This window comes from Janthinobacterium sp. LPB2021202312-11-4 (assembly GCF_037049705.1).
Taxonomy (GTDB): domain Bacteria; phylum Pseudomonadota; class Gammaproteobacteria; order Pseudomonadales; family Pseudomonadaceae; genus Aquipseudomonas.
Genome location: NZ_JBAGKV010000021.1, coordinates 1 through 19,852, shown reverse-complemented (window position 1 = coordinate 19,852; position 19,852 = coordinate 1). Strand labels below are relative to the sequence as shown.

Here is a 19,852-nt window from a genome sequence, read left to right as displayed (position 1 = left end):
GTCAGTGCTCCTGTTGATTCAGGTTTAAAGGGGTCAGATCCAGATGGGAGTAGCCAAAACCGGTGAACGGCTGCGTGCGCAGGTTCCAGAATTCGCCGCGTTGTTCGCCGAGCTGAACGCTCATCGCGCCGCTGGCGTTAACCTGGCCGATGCGTTCACACCGCAAGCCTTCAAAGGCAAACGCGGTTTGTACCTGTGGCCAGTCCTGCTCATTGAGGGTCATCAAAAAGCCGTAGCTGGGGAACACCTGCAGCCAGCGCGCAAGATCGGCGTCCGGCGGACACGGCAGCGCCGCCAAATCGATGGAGGCGCCGCACCCGGTGGTTTCCAGCAGCATCAACAAACTGCCGAGGACCCCGGCATTGCTGATGTCTTTGGCCCCGTGCAACAGCCGGGCTTCGGCCAGGCGCGGCAGCACGTCGAGCTTGCTGCGCAAGCGCTCGGCCGGAACGCCTTCGAAGGCTTTCCAATAGGTGCTGTCGGCATGCCAGGCGCCTTCAAGGTCCACCGCCATGGCGATGACCTGACCGGGCGCAACATGCAGGGTCGAAAGCAATGTTTGCGCAATGCCGGTAATCGCTACGGCCAGCGCCGCCGGGTTACCCGCCGTGAGGCTGGTGTGTCCGCCGGCCAGCACCAAGCCATAGGCTTCGCACGCGTCGCGGATGCCCGCCAACAGTTGTTGCGCGGCGGTGTTGTCGTGATGCCAATAGGCGTTGACCACCGCCGTCGCGCGACCGCCCATGGCGGTGATGTCGCTGACATTGGCCATGACCGCTGACCACCCGGCAAACCACGGTGCCGCTTCGACGAAGGCCGGCAACATGCCTTCGATGGCCAGCAACTGAAAATGATCGCCACAGGCAATCGCCGCCGTGTCATCCCCGGGCAAGGCGTAAAGCTGTTCACGGGTCAGTGATCGTTGTGTGCTGCCGATAACGGCGGCGGGTTGCTGGATCGCCTGTTTCGAGCGCATCGCCGGGGTGCTGCGCAATCTGTCGAGCAGAGCCGTCAGATCAGTCATGGCGAGCCGCCTTCAGCGCACGCAATGACACCTGGCGCGGCATCAACGGGTAGCTCGGCAAATCCGCCTGCATCAAACAATGGGGCTGGCCGAGCAACGCCAAGTGTTCGAGGGTTCGCCAATGCAAACCATGGAAATAGCTTTCATTCTGCGCCTGCACCGTGGCGCGAAACACCTCGCAGCCCAGTTCCTTGGCCCGCGACACCGCTTCGTTGACCAGCGCCTTGCCGATCATGCTGTGCCGCCGATACGCCGGGGCCACGCACAACCGCCCGCCGAACCACAGCCCCGGCTCCGGCTGATAGATGCGCACCGCGCCGACCACCTGATCGGCCATCCCGCAATTGCCGGACAGGGCGACAATGGCAATCGCCTGGAAATCATGGCGGTCCTTGTCCTGCACCAGCAGTTGTTGCTCGTCGGAAAACACCGAGCGGCGCAAGGCGAAATAGGCCTGTTTCTCCCAGTGTTCGCTGGCGGGCTTGACCAACAGCTCACCGGCACGGAACGGTTCAAACGTGCTGTCGACCAAAGCAAAGGCGAGATTAGACATGGCGCTTCTCCGGCTTATTCGTAGCTTTTCAGGGCCGAGCACGCGCCGCATTTGGCGCAGCCGGCATTGATCTGATCCGAGTGCAAACCGTGACGACGCAGGCTCGCGCCGATCTGCGGGTACAAGCGGGCCATCATCGCGCTGTCGGGTTTGGGGTGATGGGCCAACGGCGTGCCGTCGATGGGTACGAACGGCACCACGAACGGGTACACACCCAGCGCGCATAACCGCTCGCTCATCTCGCTGATCGCCGCTTCGCTGTCGCCCAGGCCGGCGAGGATGTAGGTGCTGACCTGACCCCGACCGAAGACCTCGACCGCCGCGCTGAACGCCTCGAAATAGCGGCTCAGTGGCACTTCGGCCTTGCCCGGCATGATCCGCTGGCGCACTTCATCGGTGACCGCTTCCAAGTGCATGCCCAGCGACACCACGCCGCTGTCGGCCAGGCGCTGGAACCAGCGATCATCGTCCGGCGGCTCGCATTGCGCCTGAATCGGCAGAGCGACCGCTGCGGTCACTGCGGCGGCGGACTCACACAAAATCGCCGCGCCACGGTCCGGGGTTTGCGGGGTGCCGGTGGTCATCACCATGTGCTTGACGCCATCGAGCTCGACTGCGGCTTTGGCCACTTCCGCCAATTGCTGCGGACGCTTGCGGGCGATGGTTTTACCTGCCGCCAGCGACTGGCCGATGGCGCAAAACTGGCAGGAGCTGCCGCGATCATTGAAGCGAATGCAGTGTTGTAAAACAGTAGTCGCGAGCACATCACTACTGTGCAGCGTGGCGATTTTCCAATAGGGAATCCCGTCGGCGGTGCTCAAGCCGTAGAACTTCGGCACACCGGGCATCTGCACCTGGCCGACCTGCAAGCCTTCGCGAAAGATCAACGTCTGGCTGCCATCGGCGCTGGGTTGCGCTTGATACGGTGAATCCTGCGAGGCCTGATTGAGGATCGGCACCATCATGGTCCGGCTGCCGAAACTCAGCGCCTTGTGGTCCGACGGCCCGGCGCCCCCCTGCCGGGACAAGCCGTTTTGCGCAGCGGGCCAGCGCACGCCGTGGCATTGCAGTTCGGCCAGCAATTCATTGGTTTGCATGATCGAACTCCTCGGAGGCAATCGCCGCCAGGTGCGGGCTGCGTTCATGCACGTGGGCGGTGGGTGTGCGGTCGATCAACAGGCTGAGCAGTTCCGGACGGCTGTAATGCCCGACCGAATCCATCATCCGTTTGCGTTTATCGATCAGTGCCAGATCAAGGTCGGCGATCACCACACCTTCGCCCGAACGCAGTGGCTCGCCGAGCAACTTGCCTTCCGGCGTGACGATGGCGCTGAAGCAGCCGCCGGAGATCGGGCCGAGGCCGCAGCCGGTGTCCTGCATGATCTGGCCTTGCTGATCGGCATCCAGCCACGCGGTGGCGTTGACCACGAAGCAGCCGGATTCCAGCGCGTGATGGCGGATGGTGACTTCGATCTGCTCGGCGAAAATGTCGCCCACCAGGGAGCCCGGAAACATGGCGGCGTGGATCTGTTCGCCGTCCGCCATCAAGGCGTAGCGAGCCAGCGGGTTGTAGTGCTCCCAGCACGCCAGCGAGCCGATACGCCCGACCGCGCTGTCGATGGCGCGCAGACCGGAACCATCGCCCTGCCCCCACACCATGCGCTCGTGGTAGGTCGGGGTGATTTTGCGCCGATGCTGAATCAGGCTGCCGTCGGCATCGAACAGTAATTGGGCGTTGTAGATCGTGCCGCCATCGCGCTCATTGACGCCGATGGAGACGACCATGCCCGCTTGTTTGCAGGCCTCGCCGATTGCCAGGGTGGCGGCGGACGGCACCGTGACGGATTGGTCGAGCAACTTCAGGTGTTGTGCACCCATGGCGAAGGCCGGCTGCACAAATGAAAAATACGGGTAGTAAGGCACCACTGTTTCCGGGAACACGGCGAATTGAACGCCTTGTCGGCCGAGGGCGATGATCTGCTGGCAGACCTTGTCCACGGTGCCTTCGCGGCTGTAAAGCACCGGGCTGAGTTGTACGGCGGCTGCGCGAATGATGGGCATGAGCGGTCCTGAAGTCAGTAGTGTTCGCAAGATCGACGGGGTCCTGTGGGAGCGGGCTTGCTCGCGAAGGCGGTGTGTCATACGGCAGAGATGTCGCCTGACACTCCCTCTTCGCGAGCAAGCCCGCTCCCACAAGGGCAGTGTTCAACCCATCGGCATTTCGACAATGCCGAAGGCTATCAGGCCGTCCAGGTATCGATGATCATCGCGCCTTCACGGCGCATCAGCAGGCGCAGGTCCATCACGTCCAGCGGGTTGATCGGGCGAATGCCTTCGATCAGGGCTTTTTCGGTCTGGCCGTACAGGGCTTGCAGGGCGAAGCGGCAGGCGTAGACCTCACCGCCCTCTTCCATGAATTGAATGATTTGCTTGTTCACTGCCAGATGACCGGGAAACGCTTCGGCACCCAGGGTCGGGAAACCGCGCTGCACACCCAGTTGCACACCTGGCCCGTACAGCAGGATTTTGGTTTCAAAGCCTTTGCGCAGCAGGCGCTTGGCCTGAAGCATGTTGACCAGGCCGATGGAACCCTCGAAGGCGATGGTATGGAAGGTGATCAAGACTTTTTCGCCGGGCTCGGCTTTGACGTCCTCGAAGACTTTCTCTTCGTAATTGACCAGGAAGTCGCCGTCTTTGTAATGGGGGATGTCCACGGTAGGCATAGTGTCGCTCTCCAGTTTCTTCGTGCTTGAACGTCAGCCTGTGTTGGCTGCCGGGTTGCAGGAGATAGAGCGAACGCCGTGCCAGAAAATTAAACGGAATTTAATACACACTCAAACTATTGATTTTGTTGGATATACCCATCTGAACCGGTTTTTTAAGGCGTATCTGATGCTATCGGCGAATCACGGATTCCCGTAGAAATACGAATATTCGTAGCGGCAAATCACGAGATTTCGTAGTCATGACTGAAACAGACTCTCTCAGCGGTTGGGCCGATCTGGCGTATTCGTCGCGGCACATGGTGTTCGAGCATTGCGCCGAAGCCATCGCCCTGCTCAATCCGTTTTCTGATCGGCTGATCGATCTGAATATCGCTGCCTGCAAGCTGCTCGGCTACCCACGCCAGGAGCTGCTGGAATTGCCGGTGAGCAAGCTGTTCGGCCATCAACTGGCCGATCTGATCGTGTTCACTCAGGCAGTGCTGGACAAAGGGCGCGGCTGGACCGAAGAACTGAGCTGCAACTGCAAGAGCGGCGAACGCATCGAGCTGGAAATTTCCGCCACGACGCTACAGATCAAGGGTGAACAGCAACTGATTCTGGTGCTGCGCGAACTGAGTCACGAGAAATATCAGCGCGACCAGGCTCACACCGAGCGCACCATGCGTGGCGGGCTGATCGAGTGGCGTAACATTCTCAACCTGTTCCAGGAAAGCGAGCGCGATAACCAGTTGCTGCTCAGCTCCGTGGGCGACGGCATCTACAGCATCAACAGCGAAGGCCTGGCCACGTTCGTCAATCCGGCCGGCGCGCGGATGCTGGGCTGGGAACCCCAGGACATGATCGGCAAGAACATCCATCGCATTCACCACCACACCCACGCCGATGGCAGTCACTACCCGGTGGAAGAATGCCCGATCTACAAAGCCGTGCGCGACGGCGTGGTGCACGAGGGCCGCCAGGAGGTGTTCTGGCGCCGTGACGGCAGTTCCTTTCCCGTGGAATTCACCAGCACCCCGGTGATTTCCGATGGCCGCATCGTCGGCGCCGTGGTGGTCTTTCGCGACATCACCGAGCGGCGTAGCACCGAAAACCAGCTGCAAAGTGCCCTGGAAGAACTCAAGGTGCTCAAGGACCGGCTCGAAGAGCAAAACGCCTATTTGCAGGAAGAGATTCACATCGAGCACAACTTCCGCGAGATCGTCGGCCAGAGCGAACCGATCAAAAAAATCATCAAGCAGATCGACGTGGTCGCCCCCACTGATGCCAGCGTGCTGATCAACGGTGAATCAGGCACCGGCAAGGAGCTGATTGCGCGCGCGATCCATCAGGCCAGCCGCCGCAATGCCAGCCCGCTGATCCGGGTCAATTGCGCCGCGATCCCCGCTGAGCTGTTCGAGAGCGAGTTCTTCGGGCACATTCGCGGTGCCTTTACCGGAGCCGTAAGGGATCGCGTCGGACGCTTTGAGCTGGCGGACGGTGGCACGCTGTTTCTCGACGAAATCGGCGAAATCCCTTTGGAACTGCAAAGCAAACTGCTGCGTGTCTTGCAGGAAGGCCAGTTTGAGCGGGTCGGTGAAGAGCGCACGCGCAAAGTCGATGTGCGGATTATCGCCGCGACCAACCGGGATCTGCGCCAGGAAGTCGCGGCGAAAAACTTCCGTGAAGACCTGTATTTCCGGCTCAACGTGTTCCCCATCCAGTCACCGGCACTGCGCGAACGGCCGATCGATATTGCGCCGCTGGCCGCGCACTTTCTCAAACAGACCGGCAAGCGCCTGAACATGCCTGGCAGACGCCTGCGCAACAGCGATATCGAGCGCCTGCAACGCTATTCGTGGCCGGGGAATATTCGCGAGTTGCAGAACGTCATCGAGCGCGCATTGATCACCTCGATTGGCGTCGATCTGAATCTGGATTTACCGGATGAGGCGGCCACGCCAACCAGCACGCTACCGAATGCCGACAGCCAGACCATTTTGACCGACGCGCAAATCCGCGACCTTGAGCGCAGCAACATGCAAGCCGCGCTTACCGCGGCAAAAGGAAAGCTCTTTGGCAAGGGCGGTGCGGCAGAACTGCTGGGCATGAAACCCACCACATTGGCGTCCCGACTCAAACGGTTTGAAATGTAGATCACGGAAAGAAAACCAAAGTCATTATGACTACGCTATGACGTCATAACGACTACTACTGATTTAGGTCAATTTGACAACTACATCTTTAATACATTGATTTTTAGAGATTTAATTATTGGCATGTTTCATGAAAGACCTAGAGACCAATCAATGACCTCCAGGAATCAACATGCGAAGCTCGATCCCTCTCTGCCTGTCTTTGTGCTTGCTCTACCCCGCCTTCACCATGGCGGACCAAGTCATTCGAGAAGTACCGGAAACCACCGCCGGCAAAGGTTACGGCGCACTGACCGGCATGATGGCCGGCGCCGCTGGCGGCCCTTTGGGTGCACTGGCGGGCGCTGGCGTCGGTTTTTTTATCGGGAGCTCAGTACAGAAAGTCTCCGGATTGAGCGGCACCGCCTATGAAATAGAAAACAGCCAGGGAGAGCGCAGCACTGTGCGCTCCCCCAATGCGCGCTTCACCGTCGGCCAGCAGGTGACCCAGAAAGGCTCGCGTCTCGTCGCCGAATAATCATCTTGGCCGGGGACCGCCTCTTCACAAATCATCACAGACCATGATTGCGCCCTATAACGCTATTTCCTGACTCGCAAGTGTAGGGTTTGCGCCTGAAGACCCTCTCTTCTAATTTGTGGTGATCGAGCGCACCGCGCACCTCGCCGCGCTGGAAAATCCGCAAGCGGTGAACCCCTTGATCGAACGTTTTTTGAATGAGGCCAAAGGCTTCAAGCCAATGGCCTTATCCAGAACTGAATCACCGATTATTTAGCCTGTTTCCGATAATCATCCTTGCCGGTTATGCACGTGCCGGCGGGAAACCGAGATGACCCGGCCACCGCATCATTTCTGTTCGAAGCGCTGCCCCTTGAGCACTGCGCTGATATGTTCACGCCCGTTCAATGTCTTGATGCTGCGCAGGCGTTCGACGGCCTGCTGCGACCAACTGGGCGTGCTGAGTCCCTGCTCGCGATAGAAGGCAGCGATGTGCTGGTCGTAGTCTTCGATCAACTGCTGCTCCACCGGCTGCCCGTAAGTCTCGCGGTGCAGCACGACCTGTTGCGGCAGTCGCGGTTTAACGGCGCTCGGGTGTGCCGGATCGGCATAGCCGACACACAAGCCAAAGACCGGAAACACCAGCGGTGGCAGTTGCAGTTCGTCGATGACGGCCGCGAGGTTATTGCGCAGGGCACCGATGTACACACTGCCCAACCCCAGGGATTCCAGCGCCACCACGGCATTTTGCGCCGCCAGCGCCGCGTCGATGCTGCTGACCAGCAGGCTATCGAGGTAGGCCGGCGCACCCAGGTCGATGTCGCGCCGTTCGGCCTGGCGTTCGATCCGCGACAGATCCGCCAGCCACACCAGGAACAGCGGTGCCTGACGGATATGCGCCTGGTTCCCGGCGAGTTCGGCCAGGCGTGCCTTGCGTGCCGGGTCCTCGATTGCCACCAGGCTCCAGGCTTGCAGATTGGACGAGGTGGCCGCCGATTGCGCAGCCGCCACTAAGGTGCTCAACGTCCCTTCCGGCAGTGGCTTATCCAGATAGCTGCGCACACTGCGGTGCTGCACGAGCGACTCGATGATTTCATTCCATGGCGCGCCTTGCGGCCACTCGCCGTGGCGGTAGCGATGATTCAAGGACGAAGACATTCAGGCACCCACCGCTTGCAAGGTTTCTGTTTGCGCAACACGCGCGGCGCTGTGGCGATTGACCGGCACCGGCAAGCCCAGGTGCCCCCGCAAGGTGCTGTGGCTGTACTCGCTGCGGAACAAGCCGCGCTCACGCAGCAGCGGCAGGACTTCGTCGGTGAAGCGGGCAAACTCCCCCGGCGCCCCTACGCGGATGTTGAAACCATCGACGGCCCCTTCGACAAACCAGCGCTCGATCTCGTCGGCAACGGTCTTCGGCGAGCCGACAAAATTCGAAAACGGTGCGGCAAAGCGCAAGGCCGTCTGGCGCAGCGTCAAGCCTTGATCACGCGCGACGTGCTTGATGTGCTCGGCATGACCGCGATAACCATTGCTGCCCAGATCCCCCAGCTCCGGGAACGGTTCGTCGAGCGGGTATTGGGTAAAGTCGTGGTAGTTGAACGGGCGCCCCAATTGCACCAGCGCCTTATGCAAGTCCAGCTCACCGTGGCGTTCGCGGTCGATGGCCTGGGCCTGTTCGTCGGTGTCGGCAATGATCGGCGCGATACCCGGCAGGATGGTGACGTGATCGGGGTTGCGTCCGGCGGCGGCAGTGCGTTGTTTGATGTCGGCGTAGTAGGCTCGGGCATCCTCGAAATTGTCCACGCCGGCGAAGATTCCTTCGGCGAAGTTCGCCGCCAGGTTGCGCCCGGATTCGGAAATCCCGGCCTGGAAGATTACGGGCTGGCCTTGGGGCGAACGGGCGATGTTTAGCGGCCCGGTAACCGAAAAGAATTCGCCCTGGTGATCGAGGCGATGTTGACGTTGCGGGTCGAGGAAGACTCCGCTTTGCTTGTCGCGCACAAAGGCGTCGTCTTCGTAGGAGTCCCACAACCCTTGCACCACTTGCAGGTGCTCGCCGGCCCGGCGATAGCGCTCGGTGTGATCAATGTGCTGCTCGCGCCCGAAGTTCCCCGCGGCCCCTTCAAGCCCTGTGGTGACCACATTCCAACCGGCCCGCCCGCCACTGATCAAATCCAGCGAGGCAAATTGCCGAGCGACGTTGAACGGTTCGGTATAGGACGTCGTCAGGGTGGCGACCAGACCGATCTTCGACGTCGCCCCCGCGACGGCGGACAACAGCGTAAGCGGTTCCAGGCGATTGAGAAAATGCGGGGCCGATTCCGGGGTGATGTAAGGGCTGTCGACAATGAAGATCAAGTCAAACTTCGCCGCCTCGGCCTGTTGTGCCTGCTGGCGGTACCAGTCGATATCGATGCTCGCATCACCGGGTATTTCCGGGTGCAGCCATTCATTCTGAGCGGTACCGACGCCAGTGAGGATCGCGCCGAATTTGAGTTGTCGTGGTGAAGTGGACATCTGGATATTCCCCCGGAGATGGCAGCACAGCTAGCCTGTGGAGGATGACCTTATGCGTTGGAAATACGCTTGTGAAATGCTTTGTTGATCTATCCTAATTATGAAAACTAATGATCATGGCGTTTTTTATTATTCCCATACCGCATACAAATCCGTACGAATACTCCCATGTGGGAGCGGGCTTGCTCGCGAAGGCGATGTGTCAACCGACACTTGATGTTGACTGACACATCGCCTTCGCGAGCAAGCCCGCTCCCCCCATGTTCACGGCGTCGAGCTGCCATGAAGAACTCGACGCCGTGACCTCAGGCAAGCGTCAGGAACAACGCCGAGGTCCAGACTCTGGACTGGTCCCGCTGGCGCGCACAAATGAACAACGGATGCTCGCGACCCGGTTGCAGGTTGAGCCGGGCCAGCTCGATCTGCCCTTGCAGCTCGCGCGGCAGCGGCGCAGCGGTCGTTCGTTCAAGTGAGACTTTCAACTCGGCGCCCGGTAACTCTTCGACCACTTGGGACTGCGCCAGCAGCTCTTCACCGGACAGTTCCATCAGCACGGTCGGCGCGTGTACGTAAGGCTGCGGTTCCGACGGATCGCCGACCTTGATGTAGTTGTCGATGCGGCTGTGGATCTGCAACGTCGCGCCGGCCAATTGCGACAGGTCGATCTCGATGCTGTCGGTGTCGCCGTTGGTGTCGGTGCGAAAGGCCAGCACCGTCGCATCCTTGCGCCAGACGGTTTGCTCGGGATGATCCAGGCCCAACGCGCGAAAGCCATTGATGGCGGCCCCCGTGACGCGAATTTCACCGGTCCAGTAGGCGCCGCGATAACGGTCCTTGATCCGCGCGCCACCGAGGCGCAGACGAATGCGCTGGGCGGAAAACCCCAACTCCTGATGCAGGTTGCGTGACCAGATCAGCTTGTCGCCATCGAACAGATCGACCTGCTCCCAGCCCGACTCGCCCAGCAGTCGATAGTCCAGCGTGGCATTCGAATCGGCGCTGAAGACTTCCCCCATAAAGTGCTGGCCCTGGCGCAGGCTGGCAAACGAACGCTCACCGGTGGTGGCGAAGGTGCGACGAGCACGAAGTGCCTTGCCGACACTGGCGCGGTCGAACGTCTCAGCGACCACACCGGTCAGCCCGCCACGAGAGCCAAACACCGCCGTGGCCGGTACCCCGCCACCGCAACGGCCCTGATGCTCATCGCTGTTGGCGGCGGCACCGACGCGATAACCGCGCTGAAGCGCTTCGGCGTAGACCCAATGGAATTGGCCCCAGGCCGAGCCGACTTCGATCAACCGTTCCAGCTCCGGGTGATGCCAGTCGAGGTTGCAACGGCGCCCACCGACATGAGGCATCATCAGGTGGCCTTCGGGGTCCTTGGCATACGCGGCGTACAACTCGTCCACCGGCCAGGCGCCGGGTTTGATGGTGCCGGCGGTGAACTCGTTCCATTCAAAGGAACGCACCAAACGCCCCTGATTGTCGAACGGAAACTCGGGTTTCCGATCGTGCAGGAACACCACATTGCGGTCGCCGCCGGCGCAGGAGTTACCGCACCATTCGGTGCCGGGATAACACACAAAGCGACCCGGTTCGTTGAGTTCGTGAATCACGATTGACCGCCTGATCCCAGCGTTGCTCGGTGATATTGAAATCATTGGCGGTGTAACCGAGGACATCGAGGCCGGCGACATCGCGGCCATAGCTGAGGTTGTACAAGGTGTCGTTGGTGCCCACGGTGTCATCGGAGTGCACATGCAGGTCCGCATACAGCGGACGCAATGCCGTCCCCGCCGGATCGACCGTAACAAAGGCCTGGGCGCCACGAACGAAAGGCGCCTCCACGTCCGCCAACAATCGCCACTCGCCCACCGCACCGAGATCGAAACCTTCGAGCCGGGCCGTGGCCCAACCTTGCGCCGCCAGGGTGAAGGGTTGTTGGCGCTCACCCCCTTCGGGATCAACGAGGGTCAGGACACCGTTGAGCGGCAAGTTGCGACAGGTGTTGCCCCAGGCATCATCCACCCTGAGCAGAACGTCAAACGCCTCTCCCGCACTGACCAGCCTAGGCACAATCACCTGCACACTCTGCGCCGGTCCCGGCACGATGTTCAGCAAGGGATCGCCCGGCACTTCAGCAAATTTCGAGCTGCCCAACGGGTCGATAAACAGACGGAAGCGGAAGTCTTTCTCAACGAAACTCTGCACCCGCGTGCCGGCACCGCCCTGACGACGATCACCCAGGCGAAGGGTGATTTTGTCGCCGGGATTCAGGTAACCGTCGACGATGTCGATGATGATCGCTTTCTGAAACGGCCGCTCATGCCCCTTCTGGTCGAAGCGCACCTTCAAGTGCTGCACCGTGGCCTGACTCTGACCGGGGACTAGCTCGCCTGCCTGATATTCGGCGCTGACATAGTTGGGCCCGGCCGGATTCGAGGTCTGGAACAGCGCCCAGTCGGAGTAGAACTTGAAGGCCAGTTTCAACCACGCGCCGTCAGCCAAACCGCTGCCACCGACCTCGTAGACCAGGGTGATTTCATCCCATTGACCGGCAATCAACGTGTCTCGGTCACAGTCGATGCTACCGAGGAACGGGCGTTTCTTGTTGCGTTCGTAGAGGCCTTGGGGGGCGATGTAATGCCCGGCTTCGCGGGGATCGAAAACGTTACTCACATGACACCTCGTGCAGTGGTCCACTGAAGGTTTGAACAGACAAAAAGACACGTGGCGATGCTCACTGCACGCGCCATTTCTGGTAGTGACGCTCGATGCGCCGGAACACAAAACTCTCCATCAGCCAGGCAATCAGGCCGATCAGTACGATGCCGAGCAACACCTGGCTGCTGTTGCCGATCTGCCCGCCCGTGGACACCATCCAGCCAATGCCTTGGGACGCGCCGATCATTTCCGCCGCGACCAATGCCCGCCAGCCCTGGCTGAAACCGATGCGTAAGGCCGCCGTCACAAACGGCAATGACGCCGGCAGGTAGACGTGGGCCAGCAGTTGCCAGGCGTTGGCACCCAAGGTCCGTGCGGCGCGGACTTCGCCACCGCGAATACTCTGCACGCCCTCCTGGAGGGTCACAGCCATGGGGAACACCGCCGCGATGAAAATCACCAGCACAATCGAGACGTAACCCAGGCCGAAAATGATCATGATCAGCGGCGCCCAGGCGATCGGCGGGATCGCCATGAACAAGCTGTTGAGCGGCGAGATGAAATCGCGAAAGCGCGACGACAGACCACCGGCCGTGCCCAAAAAAATCGCGACGATCACGGCGGCGCAGAAGCCGCCGACCTCTTCCAGGACACTGGCCCTGAGGTGTTGCCACAGCGAGCTGTCGCTGAGCCAGCGCAACGCTTCGCGCGCTACATCCCAGGGCTGCGGCAGGATGTAAGTGGGAAATCGGCTGGCCAGGGCGATCCAGATCAACAGCAGGAATGGCAGCGACGCCCATCCCCAATTCGGTTTTGGCAAGGACATGACTGACTCAGCGCGAGGCTTTTTCCAGGTAGGAGGTATCCACGATCTGCTCGGTCTTGAGCGTGGTATCGATAAAACCGAGGTCGTGGGAGTAATTCATCAAGCGCTGGATGAATTGAATGTCCGAAGCCTGCAAGTCCGCCGACCACCCCAGTCGGGTGCGCGCCTGGGCAACGATGGTTTCGGGCGCGATGGTCTTGCCGTCGGCGCCTTGCACCGCTTCGAGCTTGAACGCCTCGGCGATGATCCGATTCGATTCGTCGGGGTGTTCGTTGAGAAAGGCGATGGCCTTGCGGTGTGCGCGCAGCAACTTCACCACGTCGTCCGGGCGATCCTGCAAGGTTTTGGGCAACGCGATCACCACGTACCACGGGTATTCAGGCAGCGCCTGATTGACGTCGAGCAGAATCCGGCTCGACCCGCGCAACAACGACTGGCTGACAAAGGGTTCCCAGGAAAACGCGGCGTCGACGATCCCGCGCTCCAGTGCGGCGTTCATGTTGCCGGGGGGCATATCGATGATGTCCAAGTCTTTGTCTGGATTGAGCCCGGCCTTTTCTTTGAGCACATAACCGCGCAGCAGCACGTCCATGCCACTGCCCTTCTTGACCCCGGCCAGTTTTTTGCCCTTGAGTTGATCCAGGCTGGTAATCGGGCTCTTGGCGTCGACAATCACCGCCGCTTGCCCGTAATTGACCTTGGCCAGAATCCGGCTTTGCAGGCCTCGGGAAAACCATTGGTACACCGGCGGCGTGCCGACATAAGCCACGTCCAGTTCACCGGCAGCCAACGCCTGCTGGATCACCGGGCCATCGCCCAATGCCTTGAGATCGACATTCAAGCCTTCCTCCCGGTAATAACCCTGTTTCTCGGCGATCAGCGCCGGCGCATTGGCCATGGCAAACACATAACCCACGTGCAGGGGTTTGTCCTCGACGGCCATGGCCAATGGGCTGCTGGCCAGTGCGGCAACAGACAATGAAAGGGCAAGCAGCGAACGTTTGATCATGCGGTTAACTCGGGTTGGCGGGTTGGGTGCGGGGTGGCTGCGGACACTTCCATGACATGGGAAATGCGCTCCATCAGCTCATTGCGGTAATCGAGAAAGGCCGGCAAGCGACGGGTTTTCAGGTTGGTGCGAGGGCGCGGCAGATGGATCTTCAGCTCGCTGTGGATACCGCCCGGGGCGATGTTGAGCACGATCACCCGATCCGCCAGGAACACCGCTTCGTCGATGTCGTGGGTAATGAACAACACCGTCTGACCCAGCTCGGCCCAGATACGCAACGTCTCTTCATTCATGCTGTTGCGGCTGATGGCATCCAGCGCGGCGAAGGGTTCATCCATCAGCAACACGCTGGGCTCAAGGGCCAGGGTCCTGGCCAGGGAAATACGCTGCTGCATTCCACCCGAGAGCTGATGGGGCAATCGATGAGCTGCCTCTTCCAGACCGACCAGGCGCAGGTACTGCAACGCTTGGGCACGCTGCTGCGATTCGCTGAGCTGCGCAGTCATCCGCAAGCCGAAGCGAACGTTTTCCAGAGCACTCAACCAGGGAAACAACTGCGGCGCCTGAAACACATAACCCAGTTCCGAACGCTCTGGCCGCACCTCTGTCTGGTTGATGCTGATCTGACCGCCCTGGGGTTGTTGAAAACCGGACAACAAGTTCAGCAACGTGGTTTTCCCGCAGCCGGAGGGCCCAAGGATCGCGACGAATTCACCGGGCCGGGCGTTCAGGCTGAAAGCAGAAAACACGCGATGCCCGTTGGGATAGCTGAAGCTGATGTCATCGACCGTCAGCACGTCGGCTTGCTGCGGTACGTAAGCGTTGGTTTTGGGCATGGCAAGTGTCGTCAGGTCGTTTACAATGGGAACGCCTGACATAATACGTATTAATACAAGTTGTCCCAATAACCTATTTTTATAACCTTAGAAGTGAAGGCGCACCGCCCCACTCCAAGGACCATGGAAGCCGACCGTGTCCACGTCCATTCTGCGCGACAGCACCACCTCGCTCTACGAACAGATCGCCCATCGACTGCTGGAAGAAATTCAGCGCGGTGACTTTGAACCCAGCGGCAAACTGCCCTCAGAAGCCGAGCTGGGCCAACGCTTTGCAGTCAGCCGCGTCACGGTGCGCCTGGCGGTGGGCAAGCTCAGCGACGACGGCGTGGTGGAGCGCAAGCAAGGGAAAGGTACGTTCGTGGCGGCGAAACAGGTTCGACATGGCCTGGATGCGTTGCGCAGTTTTCATGAAGCGTTGCTGCTGCAAGGGCTCAAACCGAGCATGCGGGTCATCAGCCATGCACTAGCGCCAGTGCCGGAAGCCTTGCGCGGGTTGTTTGAAGCGGCGGACGATTGCCTGCTGCTGGAGCGACTGCACTTTGTCGATGACGAACCCATCGCACTCGGGCGCAGCCATTTGCCGGCCGAGCTGGCCAGCGTGGTGTGGACGGATGTCGAGCAGCAACCGATTTACTCCATTCTGGAGTCGATCACCGGCCTGGCAGTCACCCGCGCCGACTTGGCGATCCGTGCGCAAGAAGCCGATAAAAGCCTGGCCACTGCCCTGCACATCAAACGCGGCGCAGCGTTGTTGGTCATGGAGCGCACCTCGTACTTCGCCGACGGCCGCTGCTGCGACCGCACGACATTTTTCATCCGGCCGGAACGCTACGCCTTTGTCCTCAGCGGCGTGTTCAAATCCACAAGCGGCCGTTAAAACGACCGCTTGTACCCCCTCATCAACTACCAGTTATAGGTGATCTTGCCGTAGTAAAACGCGCCGCTGTAGCCGTACGGCGAAAAGGTGCTGTACGCCAGGTTGCCACCGCTTGAGGCATACGCGTTGACCTTCTCCGGGTACTTGTCGGTGACGTTGTCGCCCCCCAGGGTGAACAGCCAGTTTTTCAGTTTGTAATCGACGGCCAGGTCCAGCAACCACGCGGCACTGAAGGTCTGATCGTTGATTTTGTCCGTCTGGTAACTGGTGAACTCGCCATACCGCACCAGATTGGAATGCAGCGCCCAGTTGCCATAGTTGAAGTCGTTGGCCAGGCTCAGCTTGTGCTGCGGCGTGGTGTCGCCCAGCAAACCAATGCGCTCGCGCCGATCGACGCGCACCAGGTTGACACCGAGCTGATCGAGAATCGCCGGATTGGCTTTCACGTCGGTCACTTTGGTGTGGTTGTAGTTGTAGCCGACGGTGCTGTTCCAGCGAATCCCGTTATCGAGTTGATAGCGATAGCTGGCAACCAGATCCACCCCGTCGGTACTGGTGTCGGTGGCATTGGTGAAGTACCGCGCGCTGGTGTAGTTGATGTTGCCGACACCGTTATCCTTCAGGTAATTGATCGCGGTGTTGTTGAGCACCAGATTCGATGACAGCGATACACGGTCACGGATATCGATGCGGTACACATCAGCGGTCACGGTCAGGTTATCCAGCGGTTCGAGCACCAGCCCAAGGCTGTAGTTGCGTGACTTTTCAGCCTCCAGATCCTCTGCGCCCAATAGTCTGGCCACCTGACTGTTGGCCGGAAAGGTACCGGACTCCTGAATGGTGCTGCCGATCAACTGCGACGAGGTAAACGCGAAGTTTTGCTGAGCCAGCGACGGCGCCCGGAAACCGGTGGACACGCTGCCGCGCAAGGCGACCTGAGGCGTGAAGTCGTAGCGCGCCGAGAGCGAGCCGCTCACGTTGGAGCCGAAGTCGCTGTAGTCCTCATGACGCACTGCCGCCGACACCGCCAGCTTCTCGGTGAAGTTGGTTTCCAGGTCCAGGTATTGGGCAAAGTTGTTTCGCGAGGTACTGCCGGCATCGGAATCACGGAAACCGCCTAACCCGGAACTGCCCGTCTGGTAATAAGACTCAGGCTGCCCCGCTTCGATCTGATAGCCCTGACGCAGGTACTCGGTGCCGAAGGCCACCGACACCGGATACGGCAACCAGCCCAGGCTGAACTCCCGGGACAGGTCCAGGCTCAGTTGCTTCTGGTCGTTGGTCAGCGTGCCGTTGTCGAACGAGTGCGGAGTGTTCAAGCCCAGAGACGTGTTGATGGTTTTGGTGCCCAACTCATACGAGTTCTTGCCGTAGTTGGCCGACACGTCGTAGTGCCAGTTGTCGACCAGTTCGCCACGCAACCCGACCACCAGGCTGGTGTCTTCCAGCGTGCCGTTGATCAGCGGCAGATAGCCGTTGGGATAGATCGCCCGATTGTTGTTCGAGGCGTTGCTGGCCCGATAAAACGCCGCCGTTTCGCCCCGGCGTTTGCTGTAGCCACCAAAGGTATAGAACTCGGCCGCATCGTTGAAGCTGTACTCGGAGTTGAATTCAAGCTTGCCCTCCTCCGTTTCGGGTTCGCCCTGACGGAAGACATGCTGGCCGTACGTCGTGGAACCGATACTGGCCGCGCGGAAGTCATCACCGGCGCGGTCGGTGTAATCATTGTTCGCGCCTTCCGCCGAGAGGTTCAGGAAGCCATTGGCCCCCAGGGCGAAACCACTATTGCCGGCGACCTGGCGCTGAATGCCATCGCCCTTTTTGTATTCGCCGTACTTGGTCGAAATCGAACCGCCATGGTCGGCGTTTTTCAGGATGATATTGATCACCCCGGCGATGGCGTCCGACCCATAACGCGCCGAGGCGCCATCGCGCAGGACCTCGACGTGGTCGATGGCAGACAGCGGTATCGCATTCAGATCCGCCGGCGCCGACCCACGCCCTACCGCACCGCCGAGATTGACGAATGCCGAGGTATGACAGCGCTTGCCGTTGACCAGCACCAGGACCTGATCCGGCGATAATCCGCGCAACTGCGCCGGTCGGGTCAGTTCGGCGCCGTCCACCAGGCTGGGCCGAGGGAAGTTGATCGACGGAATCAGCCGGGCCAGCACCGTACCCAATTCGTTGGAACCGGAACTGCGCAAGCTGTCTCCGGAAATCACGTCAATGGGTGAAAGCGAGGCGCTGGCCGTGCGTTCCTGGGCCCGGGTGCCGGTGACGATTACCGTATCGAGGCGGGTTTGTGTGGTGTTATCTCCAGCGGCTTCTTCAGCCAATGCGCCAGCGCTCCAGAACGCGCCCAATACGTTGGCCGAGATAATGGCCGTGGACAGAAGGTGTCGTGTGTAGCTCCCCATACCGCTCCCTATTGCTCTAAATCCATGGCCAAAAAGCCTGGAACTCAGACGAGCGATCCGTGCGGCGGACGGTGGCGGTCATCAATCTGATTTAGGATGAGTCCAGTGGTCCGGCGATATACTCTAAAGCGATATTAAATAAATATTTAAATACCATTAAAGAATAAGCGATGGCATAAGGCCGCTTACGACCTTGCTCGGCTGTAAGCCCCTGCAGGGCGAGCCCCATTCGGGCTTCAACTATTTTGCAAAGCTGCAAAGAACAACTGCTGGAGGAATTGGTGGGGCATTAGATTAGGATGATCGCGGCCCTGGACTTTTCATCCGCAGGCTATGTGATCACTGCCAATCAACCAGGAGGTTCGTCTCATGAGCAAAGCGCCCTATGTCCCTGCAAAGGTCTGGAAAAATGACGCCGCGTCTGGCGGTCAGTTCGCCAGTATCAATCGTCCAACTGCCGGGCCGACGCATGACAAGGCGTTGCCCATTGGCCAACACCCGTTGCAGCTCTATTCGCTGGCCACGCCCAATGGCGTGAAGGTCACCATCCTGCTCGAAGAACTGCTGGCGCTTGGGCACACGGGGGCCGAATACGACGCTTGGCTGATCCGCATCAACGAAGGCGATCAGTTCTCCAGCGGCTTTGTCGAGATCAATCCGAATTCAAAAATCCCGGCCCTGGTGGACCGCAGCGTAGAGCCGGCGATCCGCGTTTTCGAGTCCGGTTCGATCCTGCTGTACCTGGCGGAAAAGTTCGGAGCTTTCCTGCCCGCCGATCTGGCAGGACGCACCGAAACCCTGAACTGGCTTTTCTGGCAGATGGGTGCGGCGCCCTACTTGGGTGGCGGCTTCGGGCATTTCTACGCCTACGCGCCGGAGAAGCTTGAGTACCCGATCAACCGCTTCACCATGGAAGCCAAACGTCAGCTGGATGTCCTCGATCGTCGCCTTGCCGAGAGCCCGTACCTGGCCGGTGACAGCTACACCATCGCCGATATTGCGGTCTGGCCCTGGTACGGCCAACTGGTGCGCAACAACGTCTACTCGGCCGCCGAGTTTCTTTCTGCGCAGGAATACACCAATGTGCAGCGCTGGGCAGAGGACATCGCCAACCGGCCTGCGGTCATCCGTGGGCAGCGCGTCAACCGGACCTGGGGCGACGAGTCGAGCCAGGTACCGGAACGGCATGATGCGAATGATTTGGGCTGAACACCGCCGCCATCGTCCATCAAGCGATCAAGAGTGCCCGACGGAACCGCTGACCGGCAGATTGCCCAGCAGGTTAAGCCCGGTGCTCTTCACGAACGCGTCATAGTCCATCGGCTTCTGGATGCGGGTTTCGGCGTTGGGCAGCACGTAGGCCCAGGCACGCTTGGACGATGCGTCGTAAACCAGCTTGAATAGGCGCGTCGGCACCCAAACCTTGTTATCGCCGATGGTGTTGTGGTCGGCGTCAAAGAGCGGGCCGGTAAAGACAAACACATTGCCATCGGCGCGCTTGGCAAACTTTCTGACGTCGGACTCGACCTTGCTCCAGATCTTGCGGTTATTGGTCGGGTCTTGCGGCACCATGTTCGACAGCGCGAAGGACTGGGCCATTGCATTGGGGCTCGGCGCGTCGGCTGCCGGGGATTGATGACCACGGTCCACGGCTGGATGTTGGCTGCGGTAGTCACTCAACTCCGCGCGCCCACTCTTGGGGATGCGTGGGTCCGGGTAGAACTGGTTGGTGCGCTCCTCGCCTTTGGCATCCTGCAACTGGGCTGAGT

At 60.2% G+C, this 19,852-nt stretch carries 18 protein-coding genes; 4 read left to right on the top strand and 14 right to left on the bottom strand.

Annotation, left to right across the window (positions count from 1 at the left end):
* Position 1: 1 nt before the first annotated feature.
* The 5 genes from V5E99_RS21165 to V5E99_RS21145 form a co-directional block, all read right to left on the bottom strand.
* The gene (locus V5E99_RS21165) at positions 2 to 1,024 is read right to left on the bottom strand and encodes a sll0787 family AIR synthase-like protein (RefSeq protein ID WP_499804203.1); all 1,023 of its coding nucleotides are present in this window, start codon (positions 1,022 to 1,024) and stop codon (positions 2 to 4) included.
* On the bottom strand, positions 1,017 to 1,577 hold the full coding sequence (locus V5E99_RS21160) for an MSMEG_0567/Sll0786 family nitrogen starvation N-acetyltransferase (RefSeq protein WP_499804202.1): 561 nt from the start codon (positions 1,575 to 1,577) through the stop codon (positions 1,017 to 1,019). The genes V5E99_RS21165 and V5E99_RS21160 overlap by 8 nt, the downstream gene beginning before the upstream one ends.
* Positions 1,578 to 1,591: 14 nt before the next feature.
* Positions 1,592 to 2,674: an MSMEG_0568 family radical SAM protein gene (locus V5E99_RS21155; RefSeq protein WP_499804201.1), complete on the bottom strand. Its 1,083-nt coding sequence runs from the start codon at positions 2,672 to 2,674 to the stop codon at positions 1,592 to 1,594.
* Positions 2,661 to 3,638, bottom strand: coding sequence for a Nit6803 family nitrilase (locus V5E99_RS21150; RefSeq protein WP_499804200.1), 978 nt, complete (start codon positions 3,636 to 3,638; stop codon positions 2,661 to 2,663). The genes V5E99_RS21155 and V5E99_RS21150 overlap by 14 nt, the downstream gene beginning before the upstream one ends.
* Positions 3,639 to 3,817: 179 nt before the next feature.
* A complete protein-coding gene (locus V5E99_RS21145) occupies positions 3,818 to 4,300 on the bottom strand; it encodes an MSMEG_0572/Sll0783 family nitrogen starvation response protein (protein WP_397452632.1) in 483 nt (160 codons plus the stop codon).
* Between the two features lie 242 nt (positions 4,301 to 4,542).
* Here V5E99_RS21145 and V5E99_RS21140 point away from each other — a divergent pair, with 242 nt between their 5' ends.
* Positions 4,543 to 6,435, top strand: coding sequence for a sigma 54-interacting transcriptional regulator (locus V5E99_RS21140; protein ID WP_499804199.1), 1,893 nt, complete (start codon positions 4,543 to 4,545; stop codon positions 6,433 to 6,435).
* Between the two features lie 172 nt (positions 6,436 to 6,607).
* Positions 6,608 to 6,952, top strand: coding sequence for a hypothetical protein (locus tag V5E99_RS21135; RefSeq protein ID WP_499804198.1), 345 nt, complete (start codon positions 6,608 to 6,610; stop codon positions 6,950 to 6,952).
* Between the two features lie 327 nt (positions 6,953 to 7,279).
* Here the strand turns inward: V5E99_RS21135 and V5E99_RS21130 are convergent, their stop codons facing one another.
* The 7 genes from V5E99_RS21130 to V5E99_RS21100 form a co-directional block, all read right to left on the bottom strand.
* Positions 7,280 to 8,089, bottom strand: a complete 810-nt coding sequence (locus V5E99_RS21130) for an NADPH-dependent oxidoreductase (RefSeq protein WP_499804197.1) — start codon at positions 8,087 to 8,089, stop codon at positions 7,280 to 7,282.
* On the bottom strand, positions 8,090 to 9,448 hold the full coding sequence (locus V5E99_RS21125; protein ID WP_499804196.1) for an LLM class flavin-dependent oxidoreductase: 1,359 nt from the start codon (positions 9,446 to 9,448) through the stop codon (positions 8,090 to 8,092).
* Between the two features lie 305 nt (positions 9,449 to 9,753).
* Complete coding sequence (locus tag V5E99_RS21120; protein WP_499804195.1) at positions 9,754 to 11,064, bottom strand: CehA/McbA family metallohydrolase domain-containing protein; 1,311 nt, start codon at positions 11,062 to 11,064, stop codon at positions 9,754 to 9,756.
* Positions 11,000 to 12,127: a hypothetical protein gene (locus tag V5E99_RS21115; RefSeq protein WP_499804194.1), complete on the bottom strand. Its 1,128-nt coding sequence runs from the start codon at positions 12,125 to 12,127 to the stop codon at positions 11,000 to 11,002. The genes V5E99_RS21120 and V5E99_RS21115 overlap by 65 nt, the downstream gene beginning before the upstream one ends.
* Positions 12,128 to 12,188: 61 nt before the next feature.
* On the bottom strand, positions 12,189 to 12,938 hold the full coding sequence (locus V5E99_RS21110; protein ID WP_499804193.1) for an ABC transporter permease: 750 nt from the start codon (positions 12,936 to 12,938) through the stop codon (positions 12,189 to 12,191).
* Positions 12,939 to 12,945: 7 nt separating this feature from the next.
* Complete coding sequence (locus V5E99_RS21105) at positions 12,946 to 13,947, bottom strand: ABC transporter substrate-binding protein (RefSeq protein WP_499804192.1); 1,002 nt, start codon at positions 13,945 to 13,947, stop codon at positions 12,946 to 12,948.
* Positions 13,944 to 14,783 (bottom strand): ABC transporter ATP-binding protein, encoded by an 840-nt coding sequence (locus V5E99_RS21100; protein ID WP_499804191.1) that lies wholly within the window; start codon positions 14,781 to 14,783, stop codon positions 13,944 to 13,946. The genes V5E99_RS21105 and V5E99_RS21100 overlap by 4 nt, the downstream gene beginning before the upstream one ends.
* A gap of 136 nt (positions 14,784 to 14,919) precedes the next feature.
* Here V5E99_RS21100 and V5E99_RS21095 point away from each other — a divergent pair, with 136 nt between their 5' ends.
* Positions 14,920 to 15,663: a GntR family transcriptional regulator gene (locus tag V5E99_RS21095; RefSeq protein WP_499804190.1), complete on the top strand. Its 744-nt coding sequence runs from the start codon at positions 14,920 to 14,922 to the stop codon at positions 15,661 to 15,663.
* A 26-nt stretch (positions 15,664 to 15,689) separates the two neighbouring features.
* Here V5E99_RS21095 and V5E99_RS21090 read toward each other — a convergent pair whose 3' ends face one another.
* Positions 15,690 to 18,083, bottom strand: a complete 2,394-nt coding sequence (locus V5E99_RS21090) for a TonB-dependent receptor plug domain-containing protein (RefSeq protein WP_499804189.1) — start codon at positions 18,081 to 18,083, stop codon at positions 15,690 to 15,692.
* Between the two features lie 369 nt (positions 18,084 to 18,452).
* On the opposite strand from V5E99_RS21090, the gene yghU reads away from it, so the two are divergent.
* The gene (gene yghU, locus V5E99_RS21085; protein ID WP_499804188.1) at positions 18,453 to 19,292 is read left to right on the top strand and encodes a glutathione-dependent disulfide-bond oxidoreductase; all 840 of its coding nucleotides are present in this window, start codon (positions 18,453 to 18,455) and stop codon (positions 19,290 to 19,292) included.
* 27 nt (positions 19,293 to 19,319) lie between these two features.
* Here yghU and V5E99_RS21080 read toward each other — a convergent pair.
* The coding region (locus V5E99_RS21080; RefSeq protein WP_499804187.1) for a DNA/RNA non-specific endonuclease at positions 19,320 to 19,852 on the bottom strand (533 nt) is incomplete at its 5' end.